Origin of the sequence: Cronobacter sp. HA18006 (assembly GCF_011605445.1) — a bacterium.
Classification (GTDB): domain Bacteria; phylum Pseudomonadota; class Gammaproteobacteria; order Enterobacterales; family Enterobacteriaceae; genus Cronobacter; species Cronobacter sakazakii.
On record NZ_JAANQB010000011.1, the window covers coordinates 1317391 to 1344377 of the forward strand.

Genomic DNA, 26987 nt, shown 5'->3' on the forward strand with positions numbered 1-26987 from the left:
TCCAGTGGTGCATGAACGCTAAGAGAGCCCCCGGAAGATCATCTTCCGGGGGCTTTTTTATTGGGCGTTGGCAGACGAATTTAACGAGATCAACAAGGATAAGGCGAGATGACAGACAACAACCGTTTACGCATAGCTATTCAGAAATCCGGCCGTTTAAGCGATGATTCGCGCGAACTGCTGGCCCGCTGCGGCATAAAAATTAATCTGCACACCCAGCGTCTGATTGCGCTGGCGGAGAATATGCCTATCGACATCCTGCGCGTGCGCGATGACGATATTCCGGGCCTGGTGATGGATGGCGTGGTCGATCTCGGCATCATCGGCGAAAACGTGCTGGAAGAAGAGCTGCTGACCCGCCGCGCCCAGGGCGACGACCCGCGCTACTACACGCTGCGTCGCCTCGATTTCGGCGGCTGCCGCCTCTCGCTCGCCACGCCGGTCGATGATGTCTGGGAAGGCCCGGAAAGCCTGAATAACAAGCGTATCGCCACCTCTTACCCGCACCTGCTTAAACGTTATCTCGATCAAAAAGGCGTGCAGTTTAAATCCTGCCTGCTGAACGGCTCGGTGGAAGTCGCCCCGCGCGCCGGGCTTGCCGACGCCATCTGCGATTTAGTCTCCACCGGCGCGACCCTTGAGGCCAACGGCCTGCGCGAAGTGGAAGTGATTTACCGCTCCAAAGCCTGTCTTATCCAGCGTGACGGCGAGATGCCCGCCGTGAAGCAGCAGCTTATCGACAAACTGCTGACCCGCATCCAGGGCGTTATCCAGGCCCGCGAATCGAAATACATCATGCTGCACGCGCCAACGGAGCGTCTTGATGAAGTGATAGCCCTGCTGCCAGGCGCGGAACGCCCGACCATTCTGCCGCTGGCAGGCGATCAGCAGCGCGTGGCGATGCACATGGTCAGCAGCGAAACGCTGTTCTGGGAAACGATGGAGAAGCTCAAGGCGCTGGGCGCGAGCTCTATCCTTGTGCTGCCGATTGAGAAGATGATGGAGTAACCGCCATGACTTTTACGACCGTCATCGACTGGAACACCTGTAGCCCCGCACAGCAGCGCGAGCTGCTGATGCGCCCGGCCATTTCTGCCTCTGAGAGCATCACCCGCGCCGTGGCGGAAATCCTCGATAATGTAAAAGCCCGCGGCGACGCGGCGCTGCGCGACTATAGCGCGAAGTTCGATAAAACTGACGTGGCCGCCCTGCAGGTCAGCGCGCAGGAGATTGACGCCGCTGCCGCGCGCCTTGACGACAAGGTGAAACAGGCGATGGCGGTGGCGGTGGCGAACATCGAAAAATTTCACCGCGCCCAGCAGCTCGCGCCCGTGGATGTCGAAACCCTGCCCGGCGTGCGCTGCCAGCAGGTGACGCGCCCGGTGGCGTCGGTCGGTCTCTATATTCCGGGCGGCTCCGCGCCGCTCTTCTCAACCGTGCTGATGCTGGCGACGCCTGCGCGCATCGCGGGCTGTCAACGCGTGGTGCTCTGCTCGCCGCCGCCCATCGCCGATGAAATTCTCTATGCCGCGAAGCTCTGCGGCGTGCAGGAGGTCTTCCAGGCGGGCGGCGCGCAGGCCATCGCCGCCCTCGCCTTCGGCACCGAAAGCGTGCCGAAAGTGGCGAAAATTTTCGGCCCCGGCAACGCCTTTGTGACCGAAGCCAAACGCCAGGTGAGCCAGCGTCTCGACGGCGCGGCGATCGATATGCCTGCCGGGCCTTCCGAAGTGCTGGTGATTGCCGACAGCGGCGCGACGCCGGATTTCGTCGCCTCCGATCTGCTCTCGCAGGCCGAACACGGCCCGGACTCGCAGGTTATCTTACTGACGCCGGACGCGGCGATGGCGAAGGCGGTCGCCGACGCCACCGCCCGCCAGCTGGAAGCACTGCCCCGCGCCGACACCGCCCGTCAGGCGCTCGCGGCAAGCCGCCTTATTGTGGCGCGCGACCTCGCCCAGTGCGTGGACATCTCTAACCAGTACGGCCCGGAGCACCTGATTATCCAGACCCGCAACGCCCGCGAGCTGGTCGATGGCATCACCAGCGCAGGCTCGGTGTTTTTGGGCGACTGGTCACCGGAATCGGCGGGCGATTACGCCTCCGGCACTAACCACGTGCTGCCGACCTACGGCTATACCGCCACCAGCTCAAGCCTCGGTCTTGCGGATTTCCAGAAGCGCATGACCATCCAGGAACTGACGCCCGCCGGGTTTTCCGCGCTGGCAGAGACCATCGAAACCCTGGCGGCGGCAGAACAGCTCACCGCCCACAAAAACGCCGTGACGCTGCGTGTGGCAGCCCTGAAGGAGCAAGCATGAGCATTGAAGAACTGGCGCGCGAGAACGTGCGCAATCTGACGCCCTATCAGTCTGCGCGCCGCCTCGGCGGTAATGGCGATGTCTGGCTGAACGCCAACGAATACCCGCAGGCCGTGGAATTTCAGTTAACCGCCCAGACGCTCAACCGCTACCCGGAGTGCCAGCCGAAACTCGTCATTGAGCGTTATGCGCAGTACGCGGGCGTGAAGCCAGAGCAGGTGCTGGTCAGCCGCGGCGCGGATGAAGGCATTGAGCTGCTGATCCGCGCGTTCTGCGAGCCGGGGCGCGACGCGGTGCTCTACTGTCCGCCGACCTACGGCATGTACAGCGTCAGCGCCGAAACCATCGGCGTGGAGTGCCGCACCGTGCAGGCCATCGACGGCTGGCAGCTTGACCTTGCGGCGATTGCCGAACAACTCGACGGCGTGAAAGTGATTTTCGTCTGCAGCCCCAATAACCCGACCGGCCAGCTGATTAACCCGCAGGATCTGCGCACGCTGCTGGAGATGGCGCGCGGCAAAGCCGTTGTGATCGCCGATGAGGCTTATATTGAATTCTGCCCGCAGGCGACGCTCGCCGGCTGGCTTGGCGACTACCCGCACCTCGTCGTGCTGCGCACGCTCTCCAAAGCCTTCGCGCTTGCCGGGCTGCGCTGCGGCTTTACGCTTGCCAATGAAGACGTCATTAATCTGCTGCTGAAAGTGATTGCCCCCTACCCGCTCTCCACGCCCGTCGCGGATATCGCCGCCCAGGCACTGAGCCCGAAGGGCATTACTGCGATGCGCGAGCGCGTGGCGCAGGTGCTGGTCAACCGCCAGTTCCTGATAGCGGGTCTGCGCGAGACGCCGTGCGTCGAGGCCATTTTCGACAGCGAAACCAACTATGTGCTGGCGCGCATCACCGCCTCCAGCGCGGTATTTAAATCGCTGTGGGATCAGGGCATTATCTTACGAGACCAGAACAGACAACCGACACTCAGCGGCTGCCTGCGCATTACCGTCGGCACCCGCGAAGAGTGCCAGCGCGTAATTGACGCCCTGCGTGACCAACCCGGCCTTGCGGCCACGGAGCGAGTATGAGCCAGAAGTATCTCTTTATTGACCGCGACGGCACCCTGATTGCCGAGCCGCCGGACGATTTCCAGGTGGACCGTTTTGACAAACTCGCCTTCGAGCCGGATGCGATCCCGGTGCTGCTGCAACTGCAAAAAGCGGGCTTTAAGCTGGTCATGATCACCAATCAGGACGGGCTTGGCACCGACAGCCTGCCGCAGGCGGACTTTGACGGCCCGCATAACCTGATGATGCAGATTTTCACCTCTCAGGGCGTCCTGTTTGAAGACGTGCTCATCTGCCCGCATTTCCCGACGGACAACTGCGACTGCCGCAAGCCGAAAGTGAAGCTGGTGGAGCGCTATCTGGAGCCGGGCGTAATGGATGCGGCGAACAGCTATGTGATTGGCGACCGCGCCACTGACATTGAACTTGCGGAAAACATGGGTATTCAGGGGCTGCGCTATAACCGCGCCGACCTGAACTGGACGATGATTGGCGAGAAGCTGACAAAGCGCGACCGTTTCGCACAGGTCTCCCGCAACACTAAAGAGACGCAGATCGATGTGAAAGTCTGGCTCGACCAGGAAGGCGGCAGCAAAATTAACACCGGCGTCGGCTTCTTTGACCATATGCTCGACCAGATTGCCACCCACGGCGGCTTCCGGATGGAGATCGCAGTGAAGGGAGACCTTTATATCGACGATCACCACACCGTGGAGGATACCGGCCTTGCGCTGGGCGAAGCGCTGAAACTGGCGCTTGGCGACAAGCGCGGCATTAACCGCTTCGGCTTCGTGCTGCCGATGGATGAGTGTCTGGCGCGCTGCGCGCTGGATATTTCCGGACGTCCGCACCTTGAGTACCGCGCCGAGTTCACTTACCAGCGCGTAGGCGATCTCAGCACGGAAATGGTGGAGCACTTTTTCCGTTCACTCTCTTACACCATGGGCGTAACGCTGCACCTCAAAACCAAGGGTAAAAACGACCACCACCGTGTGGAAAGCCTGTTTAAAGCCTTTGGCCGCACGCTGCGCCAGGCGATTCGCGTGGAAGGCGACACCCTCCCCTCCTCAAAAGGAGTGCTGTAATGAACGTGGTGATTCTGGATACCGGCTGCGCCAACCTCTCTTCCGTGAAGTGGGCGGTGCAGCGTCTGGGTTACGAACCGCTGGTCAGCCGCGAGTCGGATGTGGTGCTGCGCGCCGATAAGCTCTTTTTGCCGGGGGTGGGCACCGCTCAGGCAGCAATGGATCAGCTGCGCGAGCGCGAACTTATTGACCTGATTAAAGCCTGCACCCAGCCGGTGCTGGGGATATGTCTCGGCATGCAGCTGCTGGGGTCGCGCAGCGAAGAGAACAACGGCGTAGAGACGCTGGGCATTATCGATGAACCCGTGCCGCATATGACCGACTACGGCCTGCCGCTGCCGCACATGGGCTGGAACCGCGTCTACGCGAAAGCGGGCGACCGTCTGTTCCGCGGCATTGAAGACGGCGCGTATTTTTACTTCGTGCACAGCTACGCCATGCCAGTGAACCCCTGCACTATCGCGCAGTGTAATTACGGCGAGCCGTTTACCGCCGCGGTGCAGAAAGATAACTTCTGGGGCGTGCAGTTTCACCCGGAACGCTCCGGCGCCGCGGGCGCGCAGCTGCTGAAAAATTTCCTGGAGATGTAAATGATTATCCCGGCATTAGATTTGATTGACGGAAAAGTGGTGCGTCTCCATCAGGGCGATTATGGCCAGCAGCGCGACTATGGCAGCGATCCGCTGCCGCGTCTGCAGGATTACGAAGCGCAGGGCGCGCAGGTGCTGCATCTGGTGGATTTAACCGGCGCGAAAGACCCGGCGAAGCGCCAGATCCCGTTGCTGCAAAAGCTGCTGGCAGGCGTGAGCGTGCCGGTGCAGGTCGGCGGCGGTGTGCGTACGGAAGAGGACGTGGCCGCGCTGCTTGAAGCGGGCGCCAGCCGTGTGGTGGTGGGTTCCACCGCCGTGAAATCACCTGAAACGGTGCAGCAATGGTTTAAACGCTTCGGCGCCGATGCGCTGGTGCTGGCACTGGATGTGCGTATCGATGAAGCAGGCCGCAAGCAAGTGGCGGTCAGCGGCTGGCAGGAAAACTCCGGCGTTACGCTGGAGGCGTTGGTGGAAAGTTATCTGCCGTTCGGCCTGAAGCATGTGCTCTGCACCGATATTTCTCGCGACGGCACGCTTTCCGGCTCCAACGTGGCGTTGTATGAAGAAGTATGCGCCCGCTCTCCGCAGGTGGCGTTCCAGTCCTCCGGCGGCATTGGCGAACTTAATGATATTCGCGCCCTGCGCGGCACTGGCGTTCAGGGCGTAATTGTCGGGCGCGCGCTGCTGGAAGGCAAATTTACTGTGACGGAGGCGATTCAATGCTGGCAAAACGGATAATCCCCTGCCTGGACGTGCGAGACGGCCAGGTTGTCAAAGGCGTGCAGTTCCGTAATCACGAGATTATTGGCGATATCGTGCCGCTGGCAAAACGCTATGCGCAGGAAGGCGCCGATGAACTGGTCTTTTACGATATCACCGCCTCCAGCGATGGCCGCGTGGTAGACAAAAGCTGGGTTTCCCGCGTGGCGGAAGTGATAGACATCCCTTTCTGCGTAGCGGGCGGCATCAAATCCCTGGACGACGCGGCGCAGATCCTCTCTTTCGGCGCGGACAAAATCTCCATCAACTCCCCTGCCCTGGCGGACCCGGAGCTCATCACCCGACTTGCAGACCGTTTTGGTGTGCAGTGCATTGTCGTAGGCATTGATACCTGGTTTGACAGCGAGACGGGCAAGTATCACGTGAACCAGTATACCGGCGACGAAAGCCGTACTCGCGTCACCCAATGGGAAACGCTGGACTGGGTAGCGGAAGTGCAGAAGCGCGGCGCCGGCGAGATAGTCCTTAACATGATGAACCAGGATGGCGTGCGCAACGGTTATGACCTGACGCAGCTTAAAAAAGTGCGCGAGGTCTGCCGCGTTCCGCTGATCGCTTCCGGCGGTGCCGGCACCATGGAGCACTTCCTGGAAGCATTTCGCGACGCGGACGTGGATGGCGCGCTGGCGGCATCGGTATTTCACAAACAGATTATTAATATTGGCGAACTGAAAGCATTTCTGATTCAGCAAGGCGTGGAGATTCGAGCGTGTTAACAGAACAACAGCGGGCCCAACTGGACTGGGTGAAGACCGACGGGCTGCTGCCGGTCGTGGTGCAGCACGCAGTATCTGGCGAAGTGCTGATGCTGGGTTATATGAACGACGAGGCGCTGCGCCGGACAGAAGAAAGCGGCAAGGTGACATTCTTCTCCCGCACTAAACAGCGGCTGTGGACCAAAGGCGAAACTTCCGGTCACTTTCTGAATGTCGTGAGCATAACACCGGATTGCGATAACGATACGCTGCTGGTGCTGGTTAACCCAATTGGGCCAACCTGCCACCTTGGCACCTCGAGCTGTTTTGGCGAGGCGCATCACCAGTGGCATTTTCTTTACCAACTGGAAGCGCTGCTGGCGGCGCGTAAAACCGCCTCGCCGGAAAGCTCCTATACTGCAAAGCTGTATGCCAGCGGCACCAAACGGATTGCGCAGAAAGTGGGAGAAGAAGGCGTGGAAACGGCGCTTGCCGCGACGGTACGCGACAAAGAAGAGTTGGTTAACGAGGCGTCTGACCTGGTTTATCACCTGTTGGTGTTGTTGCAGGATCAGGAACTGGATTTAAGCGCGGTGATAGAGAATCTGCGCGGCAGGCATAAGTAAGCATAAAAAAGGCCGGGTTAACCGGCCTTTTATCAAACAACCCGCCAGAGATATTACCCCGGTCGATGGTTGCGTACAGCATGACGAAGAAGTACAACGCCTGAGCCAATGATGCCACCAATCAGCACTGCCAGAATAAGCGTTAATGCTCTCTTCGGACTATCTCGATAAATCGGCAGGCTCGGCTTCATGACATAACGGAACGAATAGAGCGAATCAGGTTTTGACTTAAGCGCACTGACAGCAAGCAAAGACTGACGTGTCTGGTAGTAATAATCTGAAAGCGGCAGTGGACGCGTTCCTTCGTTCTTGATTATTGAAGAAAGCGCGTCGCTACCTAATACAAATAAGGTGTCTTCAGAAAGTGTTTCGGCCTGTTGAACTAGCGTATCTTTAATATTCGCTTGCTGCGCTACAAGCAATGCCTGATTAAGTACGGCAAGGCGTTTATCTTTTTGCTCTTGCGCCACTTTAATCTGCGTCGCCAGGGAAGCTTTCAGGTCTTCCAGCTTACTGTCGATGTTGACTTGCAGGTCAGCATCCAGCTCCTGCACGACCTGTTTATTAATTTGCTGGATATATTTATCTAATGTCTTCTGCGCCTGTTCAGCACCATTCGCTGTGTAGCTGATAGTCAAAGGTACCTGCTGTCCTTTCACCGTCTGTTCAATTTTCAGGCTCTCTTTTTCAGGCTGGTTTTGCAACTCATCGGCCAAAGCAGAAATGGCTGAATTGAAACGGCCAAAAAAACGCTCCTGGACATCCACAACGGTAGGCGCGTTTGTGGGGTTTTGACCATAAAGTATGCCCATTGAGTTGTTGTAATTGGCTATCTGCCCGGAGTCAGGCAGAGTAACTATCGCTTCTGAAGTCCACTTTTCTTTCGCGACGAATAAATAAGCAACAGCAAGCAGGATCGCAACGACAATACACGCAGCGATGGTCAGCTTTCCGCGCCATAACTGAAGCAGTAGATCTAACAGGTCAATTTGCTCGTTGGCGTCCGGTTGCCTGTTATTAGCAGTAGAAGAAGTGTGCACCATACAAACCTTATTATAAATTTATTTTGTTATCAAACAGATAAACAACTTTACGTGTAGCCTGCAGCGCTTAGTTTGCCAAATTCATTTCTTATGTTGATAAGACAAAGATGAAACTGCACGTAGCGGCACAATTTACCTGTAAAGTTTGTTGATTGTAAGGCTCTTTTTATATCTATTTATCCAGAAAAAAGCCCGGCCATGGCCGGGCTTTAACATTCAAAAAGTAAAAGATAGAGTTAATCCAGCCATTCGGTATGGAACACTCCTTCTTTATCGGTGCGCTTGTAGGTATGCGCCCCGAAGTAGTCGCGCTGCGCCTGAATAAGGTTTGCTGGCAGCACAGCAGAACGGTAGCTGTCGTAATAAGCGATAGCTGCGGAGAAGGTCGGCGTCGGGATACCGTTCTGTACCGCATAAGCCACTACATCGCGCAGCGCCTGCTGGTAATCATCAGCCGCTTTCTTAAAGTATGGCGCCAGCAGCAGGTTCGCAATAGATGGGTTTTCAGCATACGCATCGGTAATTTTCTGCAAGAACTGCGCGCGGATGATGCAGCCAGCGCGGAAGATCTTCGCAATTTCACCGTAGTTGAGGTTCCAGTTGTGCTCTTCAGAAGCCGCACGCAGCTGGGAGAAGCCCTGAGCGTAAGAGACAATTTTACCGAGGTACAGCGCGCGGCGTACTTTCTCAATAAATTCAGCTTTATCGCCTGCGAAAGGTTTGGCCTGCGGGCCGCTCAGTACTTTGGAAGCGGCAACACGTTGCTCTTTCAGGGAAGAGATATAACGCGCAAAAACAGACTCGGTGATTAGGGACAGCGGCTCCCCGAGATCGAGTGAGCTCTGGCTGGTCCATTTACCGGTGCCTTTGTTAGCCGCTTCATCCAGAATCACATCAACCAGGTAGTTGCCCTCTTCGTCCTTCTTGGTGAAGATGTCTTTAGTGATATCGATGAGATAGCTGCTCAGCTCACCTTCGTTCCATTCAGAGAAGGTTTTCGCCAGTTCTTCGTTGGAAAGATTCAGGCCGTGCTTCAGCAGAGAGTAGGCTTCTGCAATCAGTTGCATATCGCCATATTCGATGCCGTTATGCACCATTTTCACATAATGACCAGCACCATCCGGCCCAATGTAAGTAACGCACGGCTCGCCTTCCGCCACAGCAGCAATTTGCTTGAGGATAGGCGCGACCAGCTCATAAGCTTCTTTCTGACCGCCAGGCATGATAGATGGCCCTTTCAGGGCGCCTTCTTCACCGCCGGAAACACCAGTGCCAATGAAATTGAAGCCTTCTTCAGACAGTTCGCGGTTGCGACGAATCGTATCCTGGAAGAAAGTATTACCGCCATCAATGATGATGTCGCCTTTATCCAGATAAGGCTTGAGGGATTCAATGGCTTTATCAGTACCTTCGCCTGCTTTAACCATCAACAGGATACGACGGGGCGTTTCCAGGGACTCAACGAACTCCTGCACCGTATAGTAAGGAACCAGGTTTTTGCCCGGGTTTTCTGCAATCACTTCTTCGGTTTTTTCACGGGAGCGGTTGAATACGGATACGGTATAGCCACGGCTTTCAATGTTAAGCGCCAGGTTGCGCCCCATCACGGCCATACCAACAACGCCGATCTGCTGTTTGGACATTACATACTCCTGTCAGGTGTGGTCACTGCGAATCATCACGCAGGTAAATGTAGCTACGATGTTAACTCAGGATGGACAAATGTGGGAGCCTTTCGTCTGAGGATTACGTCTTCAACAATAATTGCTTACAAACAAATGCGGATCAAACTAACGGCTTATAGCCATTAGGGTTTTGCTGTTGCCAATTCCAGCTATCACGCATCATCTCATCCAGACTTCTTGTGGCGCGCCACGCCAGCGCTTTATGCGCCAGGGAAGAATCGGACCAGCACTCCGCGACATCGCCCGGACGGCGTTCGGTAAACGTGTATGGAATTCTTATATTACTTTGCGCTTCGAAAGCAGAAATCAGCTCTAAAACCGAATACCCTTTGCCAGTACCCAGGTTATATATGTTACATCCGCTATCAGCATTCATTTTTTCAATTGCTGCGACATGACCTTCAGCAAGATCCATCACATGGATATAATCCCTTACTCCCGTTCCATCATGAGTGGGATAATCATTACCGTATATAGAAAGCTTTTTAAGCTTTCCAATAGCAACTTGACTTATATACGGCAATAAATTGTTAGGGATACCATTTGGATCTTCACCAATTAAACCAGAAGGATGGGCACCAGCCGGATTAAAATACCGAAGAATGGTAATGTTTAATTGCGGTTGCGCTTTGGCTGTATCCGATAAAATCTGCTCAACCATAAGTTTTGACGTACCATAGGGATTAGTAGTACCGCCTGTTTTGCAATCTTCTGTAAGAGGGATACGCTCTGGTTCACCGTAAACGGTTGCCGATGAACTAAAAATCAGCTTATAAATACCATGCTTCATCATTTCTTCAAGGAGAATAATACTTCCCATAACATTATTCTCGTAATACTTAGTAGGGTACTTTATCGACTCGCTCACAGACTTCAAACCAGCAAAGTGGATTACCGCTTCTATTGTATTCTCTGAAAAAATTTTCCCTAGGAAGATTCGATCGGTGATATCGCCTTGATAATAAACGATATCACGTTGCGTGATCGCTTGTACTCGACGTAAAGATTCATATGAAGAATTACTGAGGTTATCTAAAACCACAACATTGTAACCTCGCTCCAGAAGGCATAATACTGTATGTGATCCAATATAACCGGCACCGCCCGTCACCAGTATTGACATATCTATTCCTTAAAAATAAGTATAGCTATATTTGCCCATAGAAAGTGTTCGTTATGAAGAAAGAAGGTTTATCAATTTATCGCAGGCTTGTTCTTCATCAAATTTTTCTAACGCTATAGTACGGCTTGCCAATCCCATCTGAACAATCAGCTCGGGTTGCTTAATAAAAGATATCATCTTGTTAGCAAGCTCATCTGCATCCCAGGGCGGAATCAAAAAGCCATTGTATCCAGCGATGACGGTTTCTCTACAACCCGGCACGTCTGTAGTAATAATTGGTCTTCCTATTGCCATCGCTTCTTGTGTACTACGTGGGACCCCTTCACGGTAAGAGGGCAGAACAAAAATGCTGCTATTAATTAAGTGACTTTTAATGTCCGATACCTGACCTAAGAAATTCACATCACCTTTTTTAATCCAGGCTTCAAATTCCTCACGAGTAATGCCGCCAGGGTTATCATCAAACGTCCCTGCAATACTAAATTGCACATCAGGATATAGACGTTTTACTTTCTCAGCAGCGAGAACGTATTCTCTGACACCCTTTTCAACTAGTAGCCTGGCGACCATAGTAAAATGAATGACATCTGTACGCGCAGGCACATAACTGTATTGTTCAAGATTAACTCCAATTCCGCCTACAACTTCAGTCGACTTGACCTGAATACGATGTTCAATTAGTAAATCTTTATAATCATCGCTGTTAAGAAACAATACTTTTCGTGTCAAAGGCAACGATAACTTATAGAGTAATGTTTGTATTTTTCTGACAACTCTCTTTTTGAAGTTTTCCTGAGTAGCGCCTTTGGTAAAACAATACCCTAATCCCTCTAATAACACATTAACATTTTTTACGCCAGCGAGACGTGCTGCCAATGTACCAAAAATAATAGGCTTGGGAAAAAAGCAAAAAACGACATCAGGTTTAATTTCTTTTATTGTTTTAGCGAGCCTGATAGTATTAATCGCATCCGAGACAGGATTCATACCAGAACGTGAAAATCGATAACAGCCCGGATGTGCGCCTAATTCAATTATTTTTTTGAATGCATTGACGTCACTGTCCATCGTTAAGGTATGAACAACTGCCCCCTCTTCAATAAACTTCTCTATAAGACGCTTTCTGAAAAGCAAAATGGTACTTGTCTGGTTACCAATTAATAGCACTTGCATATTTCAAACCTGCTTAAGTGAATATATATCCAGCCAATTATTAACAATGGAATCGATAGAAAAGGTATCGACAATGTGATTTCGGTTTCGCTGCATAATTTTTGTTTTAGTATTCGCATCAGAATTCGTCACTTCAATTATTTTGCTAGCCAACGCATTTGCATCCGAAATTGGTACAATAAAACGTTTATCGCCGACAACTTCAGCAACTCCGCCAGCGTTAGTAGCGACGATAAGACGTTCACAAGACATTGCTTCCGCAACAACCAGACCAAATCCTTCCCACTGCGATGAAGAAACATAGATATCACATGCTGAATAATATCGAGCAACATCCATTATTCTGCCGAGTAGCATGACAGCGCTCTGAAGTTGCAGATCAATAATATTCCGTTCAACTTGATGTCTGGCTTCTCCTTCTCCTATAATGACGAGCTTGTAATTATCAGGCAATTTTTGCATTGCGCTTAACAAATTAGGATAATCTTTCGCCTCTGTAAGTCTCCCTACAGCTAATATAAGAAAACAGTTATCATTGATATTGAGCTGCTTACGCAATTCGTTTCTTATATTTTCATCATATTTGAATAAATCCGTGTCGATGCCGTTATAAACCACTCGTGATTTATATTTTCGAAAAGCCTTTTTTTTAATAAAATCAGTAAGTGCTTCATCGCTGACATTCGTAGTTATGTCACACAGGCAGTCGGTAACCCTGTAAGCCAACATACGAACCTTTCCACCTTCATTTTTGCTATGCGCGGTACAGACTAGTTTATAATTTCCCGGTGCGATCAGTCTGGCCAGCCTTGCAATAATATTTGCGTGGAACATATGCCCATGCACGATCTGCGGCTTAAAATCTTTAATAATCTTAGCGAGGCGCAGTACGGCGTTTAGCAAACCCAATGGATTCTTTTGCATTCGTAAATTGATAAGCTTAACCTCGTTACTCTTAGGGGTTACTTCTATTTCACCGTTAAGAGCAACTATAGCCACGTCGTAATTGCGTTGAACTAACTTATCAGCAAGTAGACATAGTTGCTTTTCGGCACCGCCCAGACCAAGGCCGGTGATAACGAATAATACTTTTTTTTTCATAAAATGTTATTCATATCCTGCGTGGCATCATAATACTTATCATTTGCAAGTTTCCGGACATAATCATCCTCAAAAAAGGATAGCAATCTGAAAGTCATATTACTAAATTGTACAGGCGCCTGCTCATTTCTAAAGTAAGAAATAAAGTTTAGGGTCAACATGCCTGAAAAGAATAATGCCAATATGAGTGTATTGTAGCTTCTAATAGAGAATAATCTTGTAGATTCTCCTTTTGGTACTACGCAAAATACATAAATAGCAATAAAATAGAAAAAGAAACAAACCCTTGCAAGGAAAGTAATTGAACCACTAAATAAGTGAATGGTTGCCCCTACGAAAATTAGCCGTGTTAATAATCTCACTGACGCAACACGATCAATACTTGCACGATAGATGAAATAAAACAGGACGAATATTAAGTCAAGGATATTTAACCAGCCAAAACTTAGGCTAATAGGGTTTTGCTGGAGATAATACGCAATTTTTGTAAAGGCAAGATTGGCATTCGCCAATGCTGTCACAATAGCAGCTCCGGTAAAGAAGAACCCTATAAAACCTACAATCGAAACTAGCGTCAGCAGGGTAAAAGTCGTGACATTACGGAATGATGCCAAAGCTATAGCGGGGAAAACAATCAGAGAAGATACATGAAAGCAAGCCGCGAGAAAAATCCAAAAAATCAACCAATTTATTTTTCCGTCATTATTATATTTGAGCAATGCATAAAAAATGATAATACATGCTATGAATTGACGAAGTTGCTCCAATATCAAGTTATAACCAAATATCAAAAATAAACATGCCCAAAAAAGCGGTTCGTTCGTTTTGAATCTCTTTATAATGAGGCAAAGAATGCTAAAAGTAATCAAATAAAACAGGAGTATAGCCAAACCATAGTTATTATTTGTTAAAAATAAAATCCCTTCAAAAAAAAGAACAAAGCCGAATTCAAAAGATGAATACGGATCACCTTCATCAACGAATTTTAAATAATAAATGCTCCAGTCCATTCCATTTAAGTAATACGATGTAAAAAACAGACTAAATAGAATGACAAATAGAAACCGAAGAATTGTTTGCGAACTAAAAGCGAACTTATTCCAGATCAGAGATAATAATAGCAATGGCGATGTAAGAAGTAATATAAACATATTATTGCTTTAAGCTCTCATACAAACGAATAACCAGATTAAAAGGATTTATTGTTTTCAGATACCTATAAAAAGCTGTTCTTTTTAGTGAGCAATGTAGATTAAACTTGTGATGTAAATAAGCTAAGTAATGCTTCCGCATTAAGCGAAATTCATTCAGATGTTTTAAATCATTAATCAGAACGTTATTTACTTTTGGGTTAGCTAAAGAAGTAATCTGCGAATCATGTAATCGATATAACACTGTTGTATAGTCAAAAAATAATGTAACTGCATTCTTCTCAATTAATTTTAGCCATAAAGGAAGATCTTCAAGTAATCTATAGGAAGTATCAAATCCATCGAAATGACTTCTATTAATAAAAGCGCAGGGGGCGACATTATTAAAATGGAGCATGGCAAGTTGCCGTTTTAACCACGATGCTCGCATTTTGCATATGTCACGAGTCCAGGATAAAGGATAGCGACTGGATTTCTTTACGTTTGCACCAAAAGTTTCGAAATAGGTAAATACCGCTCCAATATTATCCCAGTGCGCATATAAGTTTAGGCGTTTAATGAACTCAGAAATTGCCTCGGGTAGAAGAATATCGTCTGACCCGATACACTTTATCCACTTACCTTTTATTAAGGGCAGGCTATTATTCAAATTTGCAGGGATACCACTATTCCTTTCACTTTTCACTAAAGAACAAGGAATCGAAGGATGACTAATTTTCTTTTCATCGCACCATTGTTCTATTATCTGCACACTGTTATCGTTTGAACAGTCATCAACAATAATAATTTCAATGTTCTGATAGGTCTGATTAATGCATGACTCTAGCGTTTCTAAGATATATTTCTCTGCATTAAAAGACGCAACAACAATCGTTACAAGCGGTTTATTCATATTCTCACAAGTAAATAATAAATTATAAATAATTGCACAGTAGATTTTTTATTTAAACGAACACTGTGATTAATATTGTCCAACCGTAAATCGTCAACCGCTTTTTTAATAGCCTTGCGCCATTCTGCTTTAACCTCCTTGTTGAAAAGATGTCTCCATCTAATATAGCGAACCGATACACCCCAGACAGTACTGACAAGTAATTTGTACGCTTCACTTATATAGTCAAAACTTCCTGACTTTTTCTCTGCAGCCAAATAACCTTTAAGATAACAAGCGTTATTAATCACTTTGTAATAATTAATATTTACTTTCCTGGTTGTCGACTCAAGATTATGGATAAAATAATATTTTCCAGAAGATAAAAAAATCAATCTGGCCATACCAAAACAAATTCGTGAAATTATTTCGTCATTATTAATATAATTAATTCTGTCTTTATTATATTTGTAATAAGTATTATACGCTTCAGTCAGGATTTTTTTCTTATAAATCCCAAAGCCGTGTAACCCCCATGAAGATATACAGTGAGTTAATGCATCCTCGCCTTTGATCAATGTCGAATCCGTATAATATTTAAATGAAGTTCGATTAAGATCAACGTGCGATTTAGTATGTATAAGCTCAAATAATGATATCCCTATATCATCATTTTCAAGCATCGGCTTTATTGCTTGTTCCAGCGCATCGGCGCTGAGCGCATCATCACAGTCAACGAATGCGATATAAGTACTTGTCGCCGCATTGATTGCCTTCTCTCTTGCCTGAGCCGCGCCCATATTTTGCTGCTGCACTAGAGTTAATTTGTATTTTGAAGAGGTATAATTTTTTACTATGGAGGCGGTATTATCCTGTGAGCCATCGTCTATAACCACCACTTCAAATCCACTCAGCGTTTGCTCATTCAGATTTTGCAGTATTTTAAGTATATTTTTTTCTTCATTATAGGCAGGTACAATAACACTCAAGCCATTACTGGATACAATCATTAATATGAGTCACCTTAGTTTTTAGATGCCAATAATAAATGCACGCTGTCACTATAAAATACAATGAATAAGTTATACAGTAAGCGATGCTTACACCTTCCAATGCGAAATGGCTAACAAAGATTTTAACTAAAACCGGGAACATTATTGAAAAAATAATTTCCAGAATGGCATTTATTTTGAAATAACCTTTAGCCAGGAGAATGGTGGCAAAAAGCCAACTGCATATTCTTAAAAAATCACCAATATTTTGAAATAAAAAAAGATCTCGTGCCTTTGTAAAATCTGCAGTAAACAACACTTTAATAATAATGTCTTTTAAAATGAAAATTGAAAAAGCCATAATCAAAGCAAGAGGAACAACAACGGTAGCGCCGGTTTTTAATATTGATATATATTCATTGTATGATTTAGCTGCGGCTGTTTTGGGGAAATAGTATACCGTTAATGCTGTTGTTAAAACTGCAAGATAAGCTTCAGAAATTTTTGCCACAGCCTGCCAGTAACCTGCATCCTCTAATGAAAAATCATTTGTTAATATCGTACGTACAGTAATCAGGGATATTGGGCCTGTCAAAGCACCTATGATTCCCATAAGGAAGTATTTACGCATTTCTGCGATATGATGTGTTGGAACCTGGCCAACCCAATATTTCCATTTGAACCACGGCCTTTTCATTATAATAAATATAAGCCATGTCCCCGCTACTGCATTATTTAGAGCTGCCGATATCAACGCGCCCTTTAGGCCGAAAAAATATACTAATCCGGTCATTGACAAGAGAGATGATATGATAGCAAAAATATTAGCCAGGAAAAATTTATTATACTCATTTAACCCATTAAGCACGCCCAAAAATATATTATTAATAATATTTAATGGAAGCACGCATAACGCTACTATTATCAGCCAGTAAAGATCGGTCCGATGAAAAAGATATGCTGAGAGTTTTCCTGAAAACAAGACGCCGATGCTAATGATAAAACAGCAAGCTATCGTAGAAAGTTTTACCGAAGCACGCCAATAAGGCTGAGCTTTAGAGTAATCGTTTTTATTCTCAGCAGAATAACGATTTACTCCTTGAGAGACTTGGGAAGAAATGAATCCATTAACAAAGGTGACAAAGTTCTGTAGTTGCCCAAGGTTAGCAATTCCAGCTGGGCCTGTATAAATTGCAACAACTTTTGAAATAAGCAGTCCGCAAACTAAACGCAAACAAGTTACAATCCCGCTAAGGATTGTAACTTTTGCAAAATTCAACTTTTCCATCCATTAACCGCTTCAATAACAGCATCGACATCTTTAGAGCTCATTGTTGGATCCATAGGTAATGATAAAACTTCTTTATGGATACATTCTGTGAGCGGCAAATGGATATGATTATATTCTTTATATGCAATCTGATGGTGTGGAGCGAGCGGATAATGGATAAGAGTTTGAATACCTTTTTCCATTAAATAAGATTGCAAATTCTCTCTTTCTGTTGTGCGGATAACATAAAGATGCCAGGCATGAGAATCCTTTCCTTGAGCGACAACAGGCAAATTTATATGGCTATTTTCAATTCCACCTGTATACTTCTGAGCGATCGCTCTTCTGATTTCATTCTCTTTATCAAGATATTTTAATTTAACATTCAATATAGCTGCCTGCATCTCATCGAGACGGCTATTCACACCTTTATATCTATTTTGATATTTTACGTGGGAACCATAGTTTCGGAGAGCTTTGAGAACATCAGCCAGATTATCATCATTAGTAGTAATAGCTCCCGCATCGCCTAACGCGCCTAGATTTTTGCCCGGATAGAAACTGAAAGCAGCCGCGTCTCCCCAACTCCCTGCTTTTTTATTCTTAAGCTCAGCTCCGTGCGATTGAGCGCAATCCTCCAACACAAGCAAATTATGCTTGTCTGCTATTTCCATAATCTCATCCATTGGAGAGATCTGTCCGTACAGATGAACCGGCAGAATAGCCTTGGTTTTTTCTGTGATAGCCTGTTTTACTGTTTTGGCTGAAAGGTTATACGTTTGGGGGTCCGGCTCAACCAAAACAGGAACAAGTTCATTTTCAGTAATTGCAAGTATGGAGGCAATGTATGTATTGGCTTGAACAATAACCTCATCACCTTTTTTGAGCTGGCCTGTTTCGATCCAAGCCCGTAATACAAGATTCAGTGCGTCAAGGCCGTTCGCAACACTGATACAATGTTTTACACCACAATATTCAGCGAATTGTTTCTCGAAGTTTTTGACTTCTTCGCCCAGAATATACCAGCCAGATTTAATTACGCGTTCGCATGCCAGCAATATTTCACTCTGATATTGCTCATTTATTTTTTTTAGATTTAAAAAAGTCACCATGTCATTATGCCTCTAAATATTTGTAATATTTATTTTTAAGCTCTATGTAGTCTTCATATTCAAAAATGAAGTTAAAATTTATATCATCTTCAGATACAATCTTAGCGCCTGTTTTTAAATGAAAAGAAATCACACCCACATTTTTTTTATCGACCTGAAAATAAGATGACTTAAACTGTTTATCTTCAAAAGCAAATTTGTAAACGAGGCAGGCACTCTCTATAGCAGCACTTTTTGTTTTATGTTCATTCAGTATCCAACTACCCCAACAAAATCGCTTATCGTTAGTCAAACCGTAGATTCTAACTGTGCCAACCTCGCAATTCCCTTCATTTTTTTCGATAATAAAGTAAAACTCTTCATTAAGAAGCTCACGCTTTTTGTATTCCTGCAGCCATTCCTTTTGCGTTTCTGCAGAGCCTGAAACCTTTGAAATATGTTGATTCAACGAATCATTTATTCTGAGTGAATAGATGAATTCGGCATCAGAAGCGTCAGCAAAACGTAAGTGAATAGTTTTTGACTTTAAATTATCCATTTGTTACTCGCTGTTTGAATTCCTCATAGTTGCGAATATAATCACTTTCATCGTAATAATCATCCGCCAATACCATGAGTACACAGTTTTCGGAATAATCAAACATTTCATGCCAGATCATAGGTTCTATCATCAGCCCTTGAGTGGGATTATCTACTAAAATTTCAATAGATTCATTACCATCATCAAGCAAAAATTTGCAATGACCTTGTACAGGTATGGCGAGCTGACGTAATTTTTTGTGAGCATGAAAACCGCGTCTGACATCCTTTTTTGTATCGAACATGTAATAAATTCGTTTTACATTAAAAGGAACACTTTTTTGTTCTTCCAGAACAACTAACGCGCCTCGCTCATCACCATGCTTAGGGAAATTGATAATTTCTATTTTCATATTAATTAATAAGTTTTAGTAGATATTTGCCGTAATGGTTTTTCTTAAGCATTTGCCCGCGCTCGCGAAGTTCGTCTACTGTTAACCATCCATTACGCCAGGCTATTTCTTCGGGACAGGCCACCATCATGCCTTGTCGCTTCTGAACTGTCTCAACAAAACTGCCAGCCTCAATTAAGCTGTCATGCGTGCCGGTGTCCAACCAGGCGAAGCCACGGCCAAGTTGCTCAACATGAAGTTTATTTCTTTTCAAGTACTCTTCATTTACGGTTGTAATTTCTAATTCGCCGCGTGCAGAAGGTTTTACATTTTTAGCAATTTCAATTACGTTGTTATCGTAGAAATATAAACCAGTCACCGCCCAGTTTGATTTGGGCGCTTTCGGTTTTTCCTCGATAGAAATTGCTTTATTGTTTTCATCGAATTCAACTACGCCGAAACGTTCAGGATCCATAACCTGATAGCCGAATACGGTAGCCCCATCATTACGCTCAACCACGCTTTTGAGTTTAGGGCTAAAACCTTGGCCGAAGAAAATATTATCGCCCAACACTAAGCAAACAGGGTCTTTGCCAATAAATGCTTCTCCAATGATAAAAGCCTGAGCAAGACCGTCCGGTTTTTCTTGTATTTCGTAGGATAATTTTATACCGAACTGACTTCCATCGGACAGGAGCCGTTTAAAGCTATCTTGATCTTCTGGAGTCGTAATAATAAGTATATCCTGTATCCCTGCCAACATTAATACTGACAGTGGATAGTAGATCATAGGCTTATCATAAATAGGGAGGAGCTGTTTTGAGACGCCCATGGTTACGGGATATAAACGAGTTCCTGAACCACCCGCCAGTATTATACCTTTCATATTATTCTAATCCTAAACGTTCGCGCTGATAGCTGCCATCCTGCACCCTTTGGCACCACTCTTGATTTTTTAAATACCATACAATCGTTTTTTTAATACCAGTCGCAAACGTCTCTTGTGGTGTCCAGCCAAGCTCGCGATTAATTTTATCGGCATCAATTGCATAACGTCGGTCGTGACCAGGACGGTCCGCTACATAGATAATCTGCTCACGATATGGCTTTGCCTTAGGCACCATTTCATCCAATAGGTCACAGATAGTCTGTACCACATCGATGTTTTTCTTCTCATTATGGCCACCGATATTATAAGTCTCGCCAACCTTGCCTTTAGTTACTACGGTATAGAGTGCGCGTGCATGGTCTTCAACATATAACCAATCGCGAATTTGATCGCCCTTACCGTAAATGGGCAGCGGTTTGCCCTCCAGGGCGTTAAGAATGACCAACGGAATCAACTTTTCTGGGAAATGGTATGGACCATAGTTATTTGAGCAATTAGTCACAATTGTCGGTAAGCCATAGGTGCGTAACCACGCGCGGACCAGATGGTCGCTTGAAGCCTTAGAAGCGGAATAAGGGCTACTAGGCGCGTAAGCCGTCTCTTCTGTAAAAAGCGGCAAAACCTTATTTTGATGCCACTCATCCGGGTGCGGCAAATCACCATAGACTTCATCTGTGGAAATATGGTGGAAACGAAAAGCTGCTTTACGCGTTGCGTCTAACTGCGTCCAATAAGTACGTGCAACTTCAAGTAGGGTATACGTACCTACGATATTCGTTTCGATAAAAGCAGCTGGACCTGTAATGGAACGATCAACATGGCTTTCCGCTGCAAGGTGCATGACCGCATCAGGTTGGTGCTCAACAAAGATTTTTTCAAGCGTTAAACGGTCGCAAATATCGGCTTGTACAAAGCTATAACGACGATGACCGGCAATCTCAGCAAGCGACTCGAGGTTTCCTGCATAGGTCAACTTGTCAACATTAATCACTTCATCCGGAGTATTATTAATAATATGGCGAACCACAGCTGAGCCAATAAAGCCAGCCCCACCGGTAACAAGTATTTTCACGTGAAATAGTCTCGCTGATTAAATAAATTTAACTTTCATTTTTAGCTCTGTAGAAATATTCCTTGCTCTACTTTTACACATGACTGTTTTCGAGGAATATTTCAACAATGCTACCGCCCCTGGCTCTACAGCTACCAGTGCACTGAGGGTTGGCTTGGGTTTTGCCGCCACGAATTCCCATCAAAAAAACCGTTTTACTGCATAATTAGCGCTAAATGGATGCTAATTTTGCGCGCTTCGGACAGTAGAAACAAGAAGAATGTTGGTTCTACAAAGCCCCTGTCCACTTTTAATCCTTTGTTTTAAAAGCTTTAATAAAAAAACGGCAACGAGTATTGAGTCTCAGACCCGAACGCTCAGATTGCCGTTTCTCACTTTAACTTCCTCGCCAGCCTTAATGCTGGCAATTGCCATTACGCCAGCAGCTTCTTAATGCTGTCGCGAAACTTCTGACCTTCTTTCAGGTTACGAAGGCCATAGTTTACAAACGCCTGCATGTAGCCCATTTTCTTGCCGCAGTCGTAGCTTTCACCCGTCATCAGCATCGCTTCTACGGGCTGCTTCTCATTGAGGCGCGCAATGGCGTCGGTCAACTGGATACGGCCCCAGGCGCCCGGTTCGGTTTTCGCCAGCTCTTCCCAGATATCCGCCGAGAGGACATAACGGCCCACGGCCATCAGATCGGAGTTCAGCGTCTGCGGTTGATCCGGTTTTTCAATGAAGTCAACGATACGGCTTACTTTACCTTCGCTGTCCAGTGCTTCCTGAGTGGTGATGACAGAGTACTCGGAAAGATCGCCCGACATCCGTTTCGCCAGTACCTGGCTGCGGCTGGTTTCATTGAAACGCGCCACCATAGCGGCAAGGTTATAGCGCAGCGGGTCGGCGGTGGCATCGTCAAGAATGATATCAGGCAGCACAACCACAAATGGGTTATCGCCAACGACCGGGCGAGCGCAAAGAATGGAATGGCCAAGGCCAAGCGGCTGCGCCTGACGTACGTTCATAATGGTCACGCCCGGCGGGCAGATAGACTGAACTTCCGCCAGCAACTGACGCTTAACGCGCTGTTCAAGCAGCGCCTCAAGCTCATAAGAGGTGTCGAAGTGGTTTTCCACTGCGTTTTTTGAAGAATGGGTCACCAGTACGATTTCTTTGATGCCTGCAGCCACAATCTCATCGACAATGTACTGAATCATTGGCTTATCGACGATTGGCAGCATTTCTTTCGGAATGGCCTTCGTGGCAGGCAGCATGTGCATACCCAAACCCGCTACCGGAATTACCGCTTTCAAATTAACCATTTACTCTGTCACCTCAAAATTGGGTTGATGAATTATAGACTGTTGGAATCTCAAAGCCAGCATGAATTGTCAAAAGTTGACGCTTAACCGAGGTGTAACTAATTTCCCTTTACATAAAATATGACGCTTTGATTAGCTGAGGACTCAGAATCCTCGCAAAGTTGATAAAGGCTCACTTCTGGGCTACCGCCAGCTTAAAATTCAACCTTTGCGCGCTAACATGCTGCTGATCCACCCGATCTATATCTACCGACTGCCGGCCTCTTTCATCGATTGCGTGAATATCCGCCAGCGAAAGCAGCGTATCTTCCTTCGCCATAAAGCGCCCCCGCACATCCTTGCGCAAATCAAAGTGCATTTTTAGCGCCGGGCCAACGGCGGAATCCTGCATGACGCTGACATTTCTGAGGAAAAGATGTTGCGGCTTGTTATGGAGCTCAAGCGTAGCGCGCTTCATCGTCAGGTTGGTGATAGCGACGAACGATGTCGCGTTGCCAGACGAGATTTGAATGCCCCGGCTCTTATAAGGCATGTGGGTATTATCGAGGTGGATATCGTTGAGCTTGAAGTTTTGCGGGATGGAAAGGTAGTTACCCTTAACGACGCCATAACCAATCAACATGCCTGCGCTGTTGGTCATATTTACTTGATCGATAATAAAGTTATCGCAGCCATAAATCGCCACCGTGGCGTTATCGATACCCGCTTTTTTACTGAAGGTGTGATTAATATTCTTCGCTTTGATATTGCGAATCACAAAATGTTTGCCGTTTTCTACATGCACCAGCTGGCGACAATTACTGCCGGTGATATTTGCCACAACGAAGTTTTTCACCGCCTGGCTTTCAGGGTAGTCGTTATCATAGGTGCTGCCGGCAAGCCCAATACCGATCCCCCAGTTGATTTTGCCGTTGGTGCAGTCGATATGGTCAATCACATGGTCTGAGATAAGGATATCGCTGTCGTTGATAGCCACGTTCCATTCAATGGCGTCGCCCTGTAAGTGCGTAAAGCGGCCATTGGTAATGCGCACGCCCTCCATTTTGTCGCGGAACCCCTGACGGAGGATGCCGTAATTGGCATCGTGCACAGTGATGTTATCAATCAGGAGGTTACGCATCGTAGCCGGCTCCTTCTGGCCGATATAAATCTGCGCTACCGGGCCGAAACCGCTTAAGTCTATCCCCTTGATAACACAATCGGAACCGCGGACATCCAGCGTAATATTGTGCAGGCGGCCGCCCTGCTCTCCCACAACCTGACAGCCATCCTGCAATACGAAACGTCCTTTCCCATTGCCCTTGATGCCGCCGCGCACCAGCAACGTTTTTCCCGCCGGAATAAAGACGGCGCTGTTGAAGTTATCGCACACCATATCAGCAGGCACTTCTACCGTCTGCGCCTCGGCGAAAGCCTGTTTAAACGCGGCAGGCATGTCGTTGCGGTTGTACCGGGCAATACTGACGCTGTCGGCGCGGCTTTGCGCGCGGGCGGCGAAGGGGAAGAGCGGAAGAAGCGCCAGCGCGGAGCTGGCTTGCAGAAGGGAGCGGCGGGAAAGAAGGAGTGAAGTTTTTATCTCTTTACGCATGATACCTCAGGCTCTATAGCGCTTGCAGCAGACCGGCAAGCTCACGATAAATGACCTGCTGATTGAAGTCAGTTTCCACTTTGCGGCGGGCGAGGCTTAGCATCGGACGAAGCTCCGCTTCCTGCAGGCTTGCGAAAGCCTGCAGGCGCTCAGCCAGCGCCGCAGCGTCATTCTCCGGCACCAGCCAGCCCGATTTGCCCGCGTCGATAAGTTCCGGGATGCCGCTGTGCAGGGTTGAAACGACAGGAATACCGACCGCCATCGCCTCCATCAACGCCACCGGGATACCTTCCATATCGCCATCAGCGCCAGTGACGGAAGGCAGCAGGAAGAGATCGGCCTGATCGAGCATCGCTTTCACCTCATGGCTTGGCTTAAAGCCCGGCATGAAAACGCGATCCTGCAAATCATGTTGTTGGATAAGCGCGCGCAGGCGCTGCTCCCAGGGACCGATACCCAGAATGTTGTAACGAAAGTTCACGCCGCGCGCTTTTAACAGGCGGCAAGCGTCAATCGCCACATGCAGCCCTTTTTTCTCGGTAAGCCGGGCGACAGAGATAATCTCCAGCGGCGAACCGGGCACTTTAAGCGGACGCAGGGAGAATTTCTCCATGTCGACACCCATACGCGACACCGCAATTTTCTCGTCCGGACAGCCCATCGCCTTCAGCCGGCTGGCCCACAGCTCGCTGATGGGCAACATCAGGTCGCCACGGCGAAAAAGCTGTTGATATTCGGGCGTGTAGTGCGCGAGCGCGTCGCGGTGCGAAATATCGATGCCATGGAAGACGGTAGCGATTTTGCCCTGCAAAATCCCCAGCTCGCGCAGCTTCGCGGCGGTAACGCCTGCCGGGCCGAAATGGGCGATAAACACATCGGCCACGAGCGGCTCTTTTACCCGTCCACAAATGGCGGAGAGGATCAGGTTACGCGCTTCATCGCCGTAGCGTTTTTTATCCAGCGCTTTCCAGGTGCGGGGGCGCAGCGCCCCCTTTAAGGTGTTGCCCGCCCGCGAGCGCAGCTTCGCCAGCTTGCCTTCGGGCTCATCCAGCAGCCAGGTGGTTTTTTGCGCAAGGCCGTACTGAGTGTAGGCCGCGTGCGTATTCTGCATGTCCCCTTTTTGCAGAGCCACAATCTCCACCTCATACCCCATGTCGATAAACGCGACAATCTGGTTGAGCACGAACGTTTCCGACGCCACCGGGAATTTTAGCAGGAAGAAACCAACCTTCATTTCCCCTCCCGCGCGCGTTGCAGCACAGCCTCCACCATGCGCAGGCCGTTTTCGCGCTCAGCCTGCACCGCCGTCTCCAGGCGTTGGTTAATCTCCGGCAGCTTCTCTAGCGTTTCGCTCACCTTCTGCTGGAGAGAGCCATCAAGCAGGTTGCGAATTTCCACCGCCATTTCCGGCATGCCGAGCTGCTTCATGATGCCCGCAGACTTGTGTTCATAGTTGATGGCGATGGCTGGCGTGCCGAAGTTCATAGAGATAATGGCGGAGTGCAGACGGGTGCCAACAGTGAGCTGGCAGGCGCCGAGCAGCTTGCCCATTTCCAGATCGTTAAGTTCATCCATCACGACATGATAATGTTCCGGCTGCGCAATCAGGGATTGCAGCTTAAGCGCCACCATGCGGTCATCTTTGTTATAGCTGTCGATGCCGGTACAGGTGGAGAGCGCCAGCACCTGATAACCGTCGGCGATAAGCTGATTGACCATAATGGCGAAAGCTTTTTCATAAGCCTGCTGCGTGGTGCCAAGGCGTTTGTCGAACGGCGCGAGGTCACGCAGGGTAATCGCCACGGTTTTGCGCTGGCGAATCACGTTCAGCCAGTGGTCAACGGCGTATTCCAGCGTTATATCGTTAGCCTCGCGGTCCACCAGCCAGGCGGTATCCACGCCCTGCTCTACCTTCTCCGTATTAATACCGGACTTTTCCATCAGATCGCGGCTTACCGTTTCGCGCAGCACCAGCGCATCGGCATGGCTAAACACATTGTTAGCCACTTCGTTAAACTGCGGGTCGTTGAACGGCCCAACGCTGTGGCCAATCATGTAGATAGGCTTCTTCGCCATAAAGCTGCACAGCGCATGTTCAAACTGGGAAACGCCATACAGGTCGACAAAAAACGAGCCGCCCACCTGAATAATGGCGTCATACTGCTCAAGCGTATTAACGAAATCCGTAAACGCTTTCGGTACCGAGACCTTACTGAGCTCGCCGCGCTCGGTCACTTTCGCCAGCAACACTTTATGTTGATACTTGCGACGCAGCACTTTTTTCACGCGGCCCATCACGCCCGCCGCGTTATTCGCCTTTTTCATGTGTTCATAGAGGCCATCTTTTATTACCGGGCGGCCTAACAGGCTTGCGGAGCTTACCGGGTAGCGGCTCATCACATCGATTTTTACGCTTTTATCCAGCGAATGGATGGCGTCAATCAGGCCGCGGAGAATGGCACTGTCGCCACGGTTACCGCAGGTATGGTTACCCAAAATTAAAATCTTCATTATGACCTCGTCATCTTAACAACAGCGCGTGTTTAAAAT

26 protein-coding genes and 1 other annotated feature (1 of these 27 running past the window's edge) are annotated in these 26987 nt (G+C 48.1%); of the genes, 8 read left to right on the forward strand and 18 right to left on the reverse strand.

Annotated features, from left to right (window positions below; genetic code table 11):
• Positions 1–61 (forward strand) — a sequence feature (His leader region) (it extends 62 nt beyond the left edge of the window).
• Between the two features lie 47 nt (positions 62–108).
• The 8 genes from hisG to hisIE are packed head-to-tail and all read left to right on the forward strand — an operon-like array spanning position 109 to position 7152.
• On the forward strand, positions 109–1008 hold the full coding sequence (gene hisG / locus G9X48_RS08050) for an ATP phosphoribosyltransferase (protein WP_004385872.1): 900 nt from the start codon (positions 109–111) through the stop codon (positions 1006–1008).
• A gap of 5 nt (positions 1009–1013) precedes the next feature.
• Positions 1014–2318 (forward strand): histidinol dehydrogenase, encoded by a 1305-nt coding sequence (hisD, locus tag G9X48_RS08055; RefSeq protein ID WP_032988340.1) that lies wholly within the window; start codon positions 1014–1016, stop codon positions 2316–2318.
• On the forward strand, positions 2315–3397 hold the full coding sequence (gene hisC, locus G9X48_RS08060; protein WP_007869096.1) for a histidinol-phosphate transaminase: 1083 nt from the start codon (positions 2315–2317) through the stop codon (positions 3395–3397). The genes hisD and hisC overlap by 4 nt, the downstream gene beginning before the upstream one ends.
• Entirely contained in the window at positions 3394–4461 is a 1068-nt protein-coding gene (gene hisB, locus G9X48_RS08065) for a bifunctional histidinol-phosphatase/imidazoleglycerol-phosphate dehydratase HisB (protein WP_007869103.1), read from the forward strand. Before hisC ends, hisB begins: the two co-directional genes overlap by 4 nt.
• Positions 4461–5051 (forward strand): imidazole glycerol phosphate synthase subunit HisH, encoded by a 591-nt coding sequence (gene hisH, locus G9X48_RS08070; RefSeq protein WP_007869104.1) that lies wholly within the window; start codon positions 4461–4463, stop codon positions 5049–5051. The genes hisB and hisH overlap by 1 nt, the downstream gene beginning before the upstream one ends.
• Complete coding sequence (hisA, locus tag G9X48_RS08075) at positions 5052–5789, forward strand: 1-(5-phosphoribosyl)-5-[(5-phosphoribosylamino)methylideneamino]imidazole-4-carboxamide isomerase (RefSeq protein WP_007869106.1); 738 nt, start codon at positions 5052–5054, stop codon at positions 5787–5789.
• Positions 5771–6547: an imidazole glycerol phosphate synthase subunit HisF gene (hisF, locus tag G9X48_RS08080; protein WP_007869109.1), complete on the forward strand. Its 777-nt coding sequence runs from the start codon at positions 5771–5773 to the stop codon at positions 6545–6547. Before hisA ends, hisF begins: the two co-directional genes overlap by 19 nt.
• A complete protein-coding gene (hisIE, locus tag G9X48_RS08085; RefSeq protein WP_007869111.1) occupies positions 6541–7152 on the forward strand; it encodes a bifunctional phosphoribosyl-AMP cyclohydrolase/phosphoribosyl-ATP diphosphatase HisIE in 612 nt (203 codons plus the stop codon). Before hisF ends, hisIE begins: the two co-directional genes overlap by 7 nt.
• A 53-nt stretch (positions 7153–7205) precedes the next feature.
• Here the strand turns inward: hisIE and wzzB are convergent, their stop codons facing one another.
• The 18 genes from wzzB to wcaK all read right to left on the reverse strand — a co-directional run bounded on the left by wzzB (position 7206) and on the right by wcaK (position 26948).
• A complete protein-coding gene (gene wzzB, locus G9X48_RS08090) occupies positions 7206–8195 on the reverse strand; it encodes an LPS O-antigen chain length determinant protein WzzB (protein ID WP_024561409.1) in 990 nt (329 codons plus the stop codon).
• 236 nt (positions 8196–8431) lie between these two features.
• Entirely contained in the window at positions 8432–9838 is a 1407-nt protein-coding gene (gene gndA / locus G9X48_RS08095; RefSeq protein WP_024561408.1) for an NADP-dependent phosphogluconate dehydrogenase, read from the reverse strand.
• Positions 9839–9980: 142 nt separating this feature from the next.
• On the reverse strand, positions 9981–11003 hold the full coding sequence (gene galE / locus G9X48_RS08100; RefSeq protein ID WP_032988336.1) for a UDP-glucose 4-epimerase GalE: 1023 nt from the start codon (positions 11001–11003) through the stop codon (positions 9981–9983).
• Positions 11004–11054: 51 nt separating this feature from the next.
• On the reverse strand, positions 11055–12176 hold the full coding sequence (locus G9X48_RS08105; RefSeq protein WP_007869129.1) for a glycosyltransferase family 4 protein: 1122 nt from the start codon (positions 12174–12176) through the stop codon (positions 11055–11057).
• A 3-nt stretch (positions 12177–12179) separates the two neighbouring features.
• On the reverse strand, positions 12180–13277 hold the full coding sequence (locus tag G9X48_RS08110) for a glycosyltransferase (protein WP_007869131.1): 1098 nt from the start codon (positions 13275–13277) through the stop codon (positions 12180–12182).
• The gene (locus G9X48_RS08115) at positions 13274–14428 is read right to left on the reverse strand and encodes an EpsG family protein (protein WP_046377387.1); all 1155 of its coding nucleotides are present in this window, start codon (positions 14426–14428) and stop codon (positions 13274–13276) included. Before G9X48_RS08115 ends, G9X48_RS08110 begins: the two co-directional genes overlap by 4 nt.
• 1 nt (position 14429) lies before the next feature.
• Positions 14430–15320, reverse strand: coding sequence for a glycosyltransferase (locus G9X48_RS08120; protein ID WP_007869137.1), 891 nt, complete (start codon positions 15318–15320; stop codon positions 14430–14432).
• The gene (locus G9X48_RS08125; RefSeq protein WP_007869139.1) at positions 15317–16309 is read right to left on the reverse strand and encodes a glycosyltransferase family 2 protein; all 993 of its coding nucleotides are present in this window, start codon (positions 16307–16309) and stop codon (positions 15317–15319) included. The genes G9X48_RS08120 and G9X48_RS08125 overlap by 4 nt, the downstream gene beginning before the upstream one ends.
• Positions 16293–17579 carry an O-antigen translocase gene (locus tag G9X48_RS08130; protein WP_032988332.1) on the reverse strand — a complete coding sequence of 429 codons (1287 nt, stop codon included), beginning with the start codon at positions 17577–17579 and terminating at the stop codon, positions 16293–16295. Before G9X48_RS08130 ends, G9X48_RS08125 begins: the two co-directional genes overlap by 17 nt.
• Positions 17567–18673: a DegT/DnrJ/EryC1/StrS family aminotransferase gene (locus G9X48_RS08135; RefSeq protein ID WP_032988331.1), complete on the reverse strand. Its 1107-nt coding sequence runs from the start codon at positions 18671–18673 to the stop codon at positions 17567–17569. The genes G9X48_RS08130 and G9X48_RS08135 overlap by 13 nt, the downstream gene beginning before the upstream one ends.
• Positions 18674–18677: 4 nt before the next feature.
• Positions 18678–19211 carry a GNAT family N-acetyltransferase gene (locus G9X48_RS08140; RefSeq protein WP_007869143.1) on the reverse strand — a complete coding sequence of 178 codons (534 nt, stop codon included), beginning with the start codon at positions 19209–19211 and terminating at the stop codon, positions 18678–18680.
• Positions 19204–19605 (reverse strand): FdtA/QdtA family cupin domain-containing protein, encoded by a 402-nt coding sequence (locus tag G9X48_RS08145; RefSeq protein ID WP_032988330.1) that lies wholly within the window; start codon positions 19603–19605, stop codon positions 19204–19206. Before G9X48_RS08145 ends, G9X48_RS08140 begins: the two co-directional genes overlap by 8 nt.
• Position 19606: 1 nt before the next feature.
• Positions 19607–20470, reverse strand: a complete 864-nt coding sequence (rfbA, locus tag G9X48_RS08150) for a glucose-1-phosphate thymidylyltransferase RfbA (RefSeq protein WP_038880095.1) — start codon at positions 20468–20470, stop codon at positions 19607–19609.
• Position 20471: 1 nt separating this feature from the next.
• On the reverse strand, positions 20472–21545 hold the full coding sequence (gene rfbB, locus G9X48_RS08155) for a dTDP-glucose 4,6-dehydratase (protein WP_007869148.1): 1074 nt from the start codon (positions 21543–21545) through the stop codon (positions 20472–20474).
• 413 nt (positions 21546–21958) lie between these two features.
• On the reverse strand, positions 21959–22849 hold the full coding sequence (galF, locus tag G9X48_RS08160) for a UTP--glucose-1-phosphate uridylyltransferase GalF (RefSeq protein WP_007869151.1): 891 nt from the start codon (positions 22847–22849) through the stop codon (positions 21959–21961).
• Positions 22850–23021: 172 nt separating this feature from the next.
• Positions 23022–24437 (reverse strand): colanic acid biosynthesis protein WcaM, encoded by a 1416-nt coding sequence (gene wcaM / locus G9X48_RS08165; RefSeq protein ID WP_024555786.1) that lies wholly within the window; start codon positions 24435–24437, stop codon positions 23022–23024.
• A gap of 13 nt (positions 24438–24450) precedes the next feature.
• Complete coding sequence (gene wcaL / locus G9X48_RS08170; RefSeq protein ID WP_024555785.1) at positions 24451–25671, reverse strand: colanic acid biosynthesis glycosyltransferase WcaL; 1221 nt, start codon at positions 25669–25671, stop codon at positions 24451–24453.
• Positions 25668–26948 (reverse strand): colanic acid biosynthesis pyruvyl transferase WcaK, encoded by a 1281-nt coding sequence (gene wcaK, locus G9X48_RS08175; RefSeq protein WP_007869157.1) that lies wholly within the window; start codon positions 26946–26948, stop codon positions 25668–25670. Before wcaK ends, wcaL begins: the two co-directional genes overlap by 4 nt.
• Between the last annotated feature and the right edge of the window lie 39 nt (positions 26949–26987).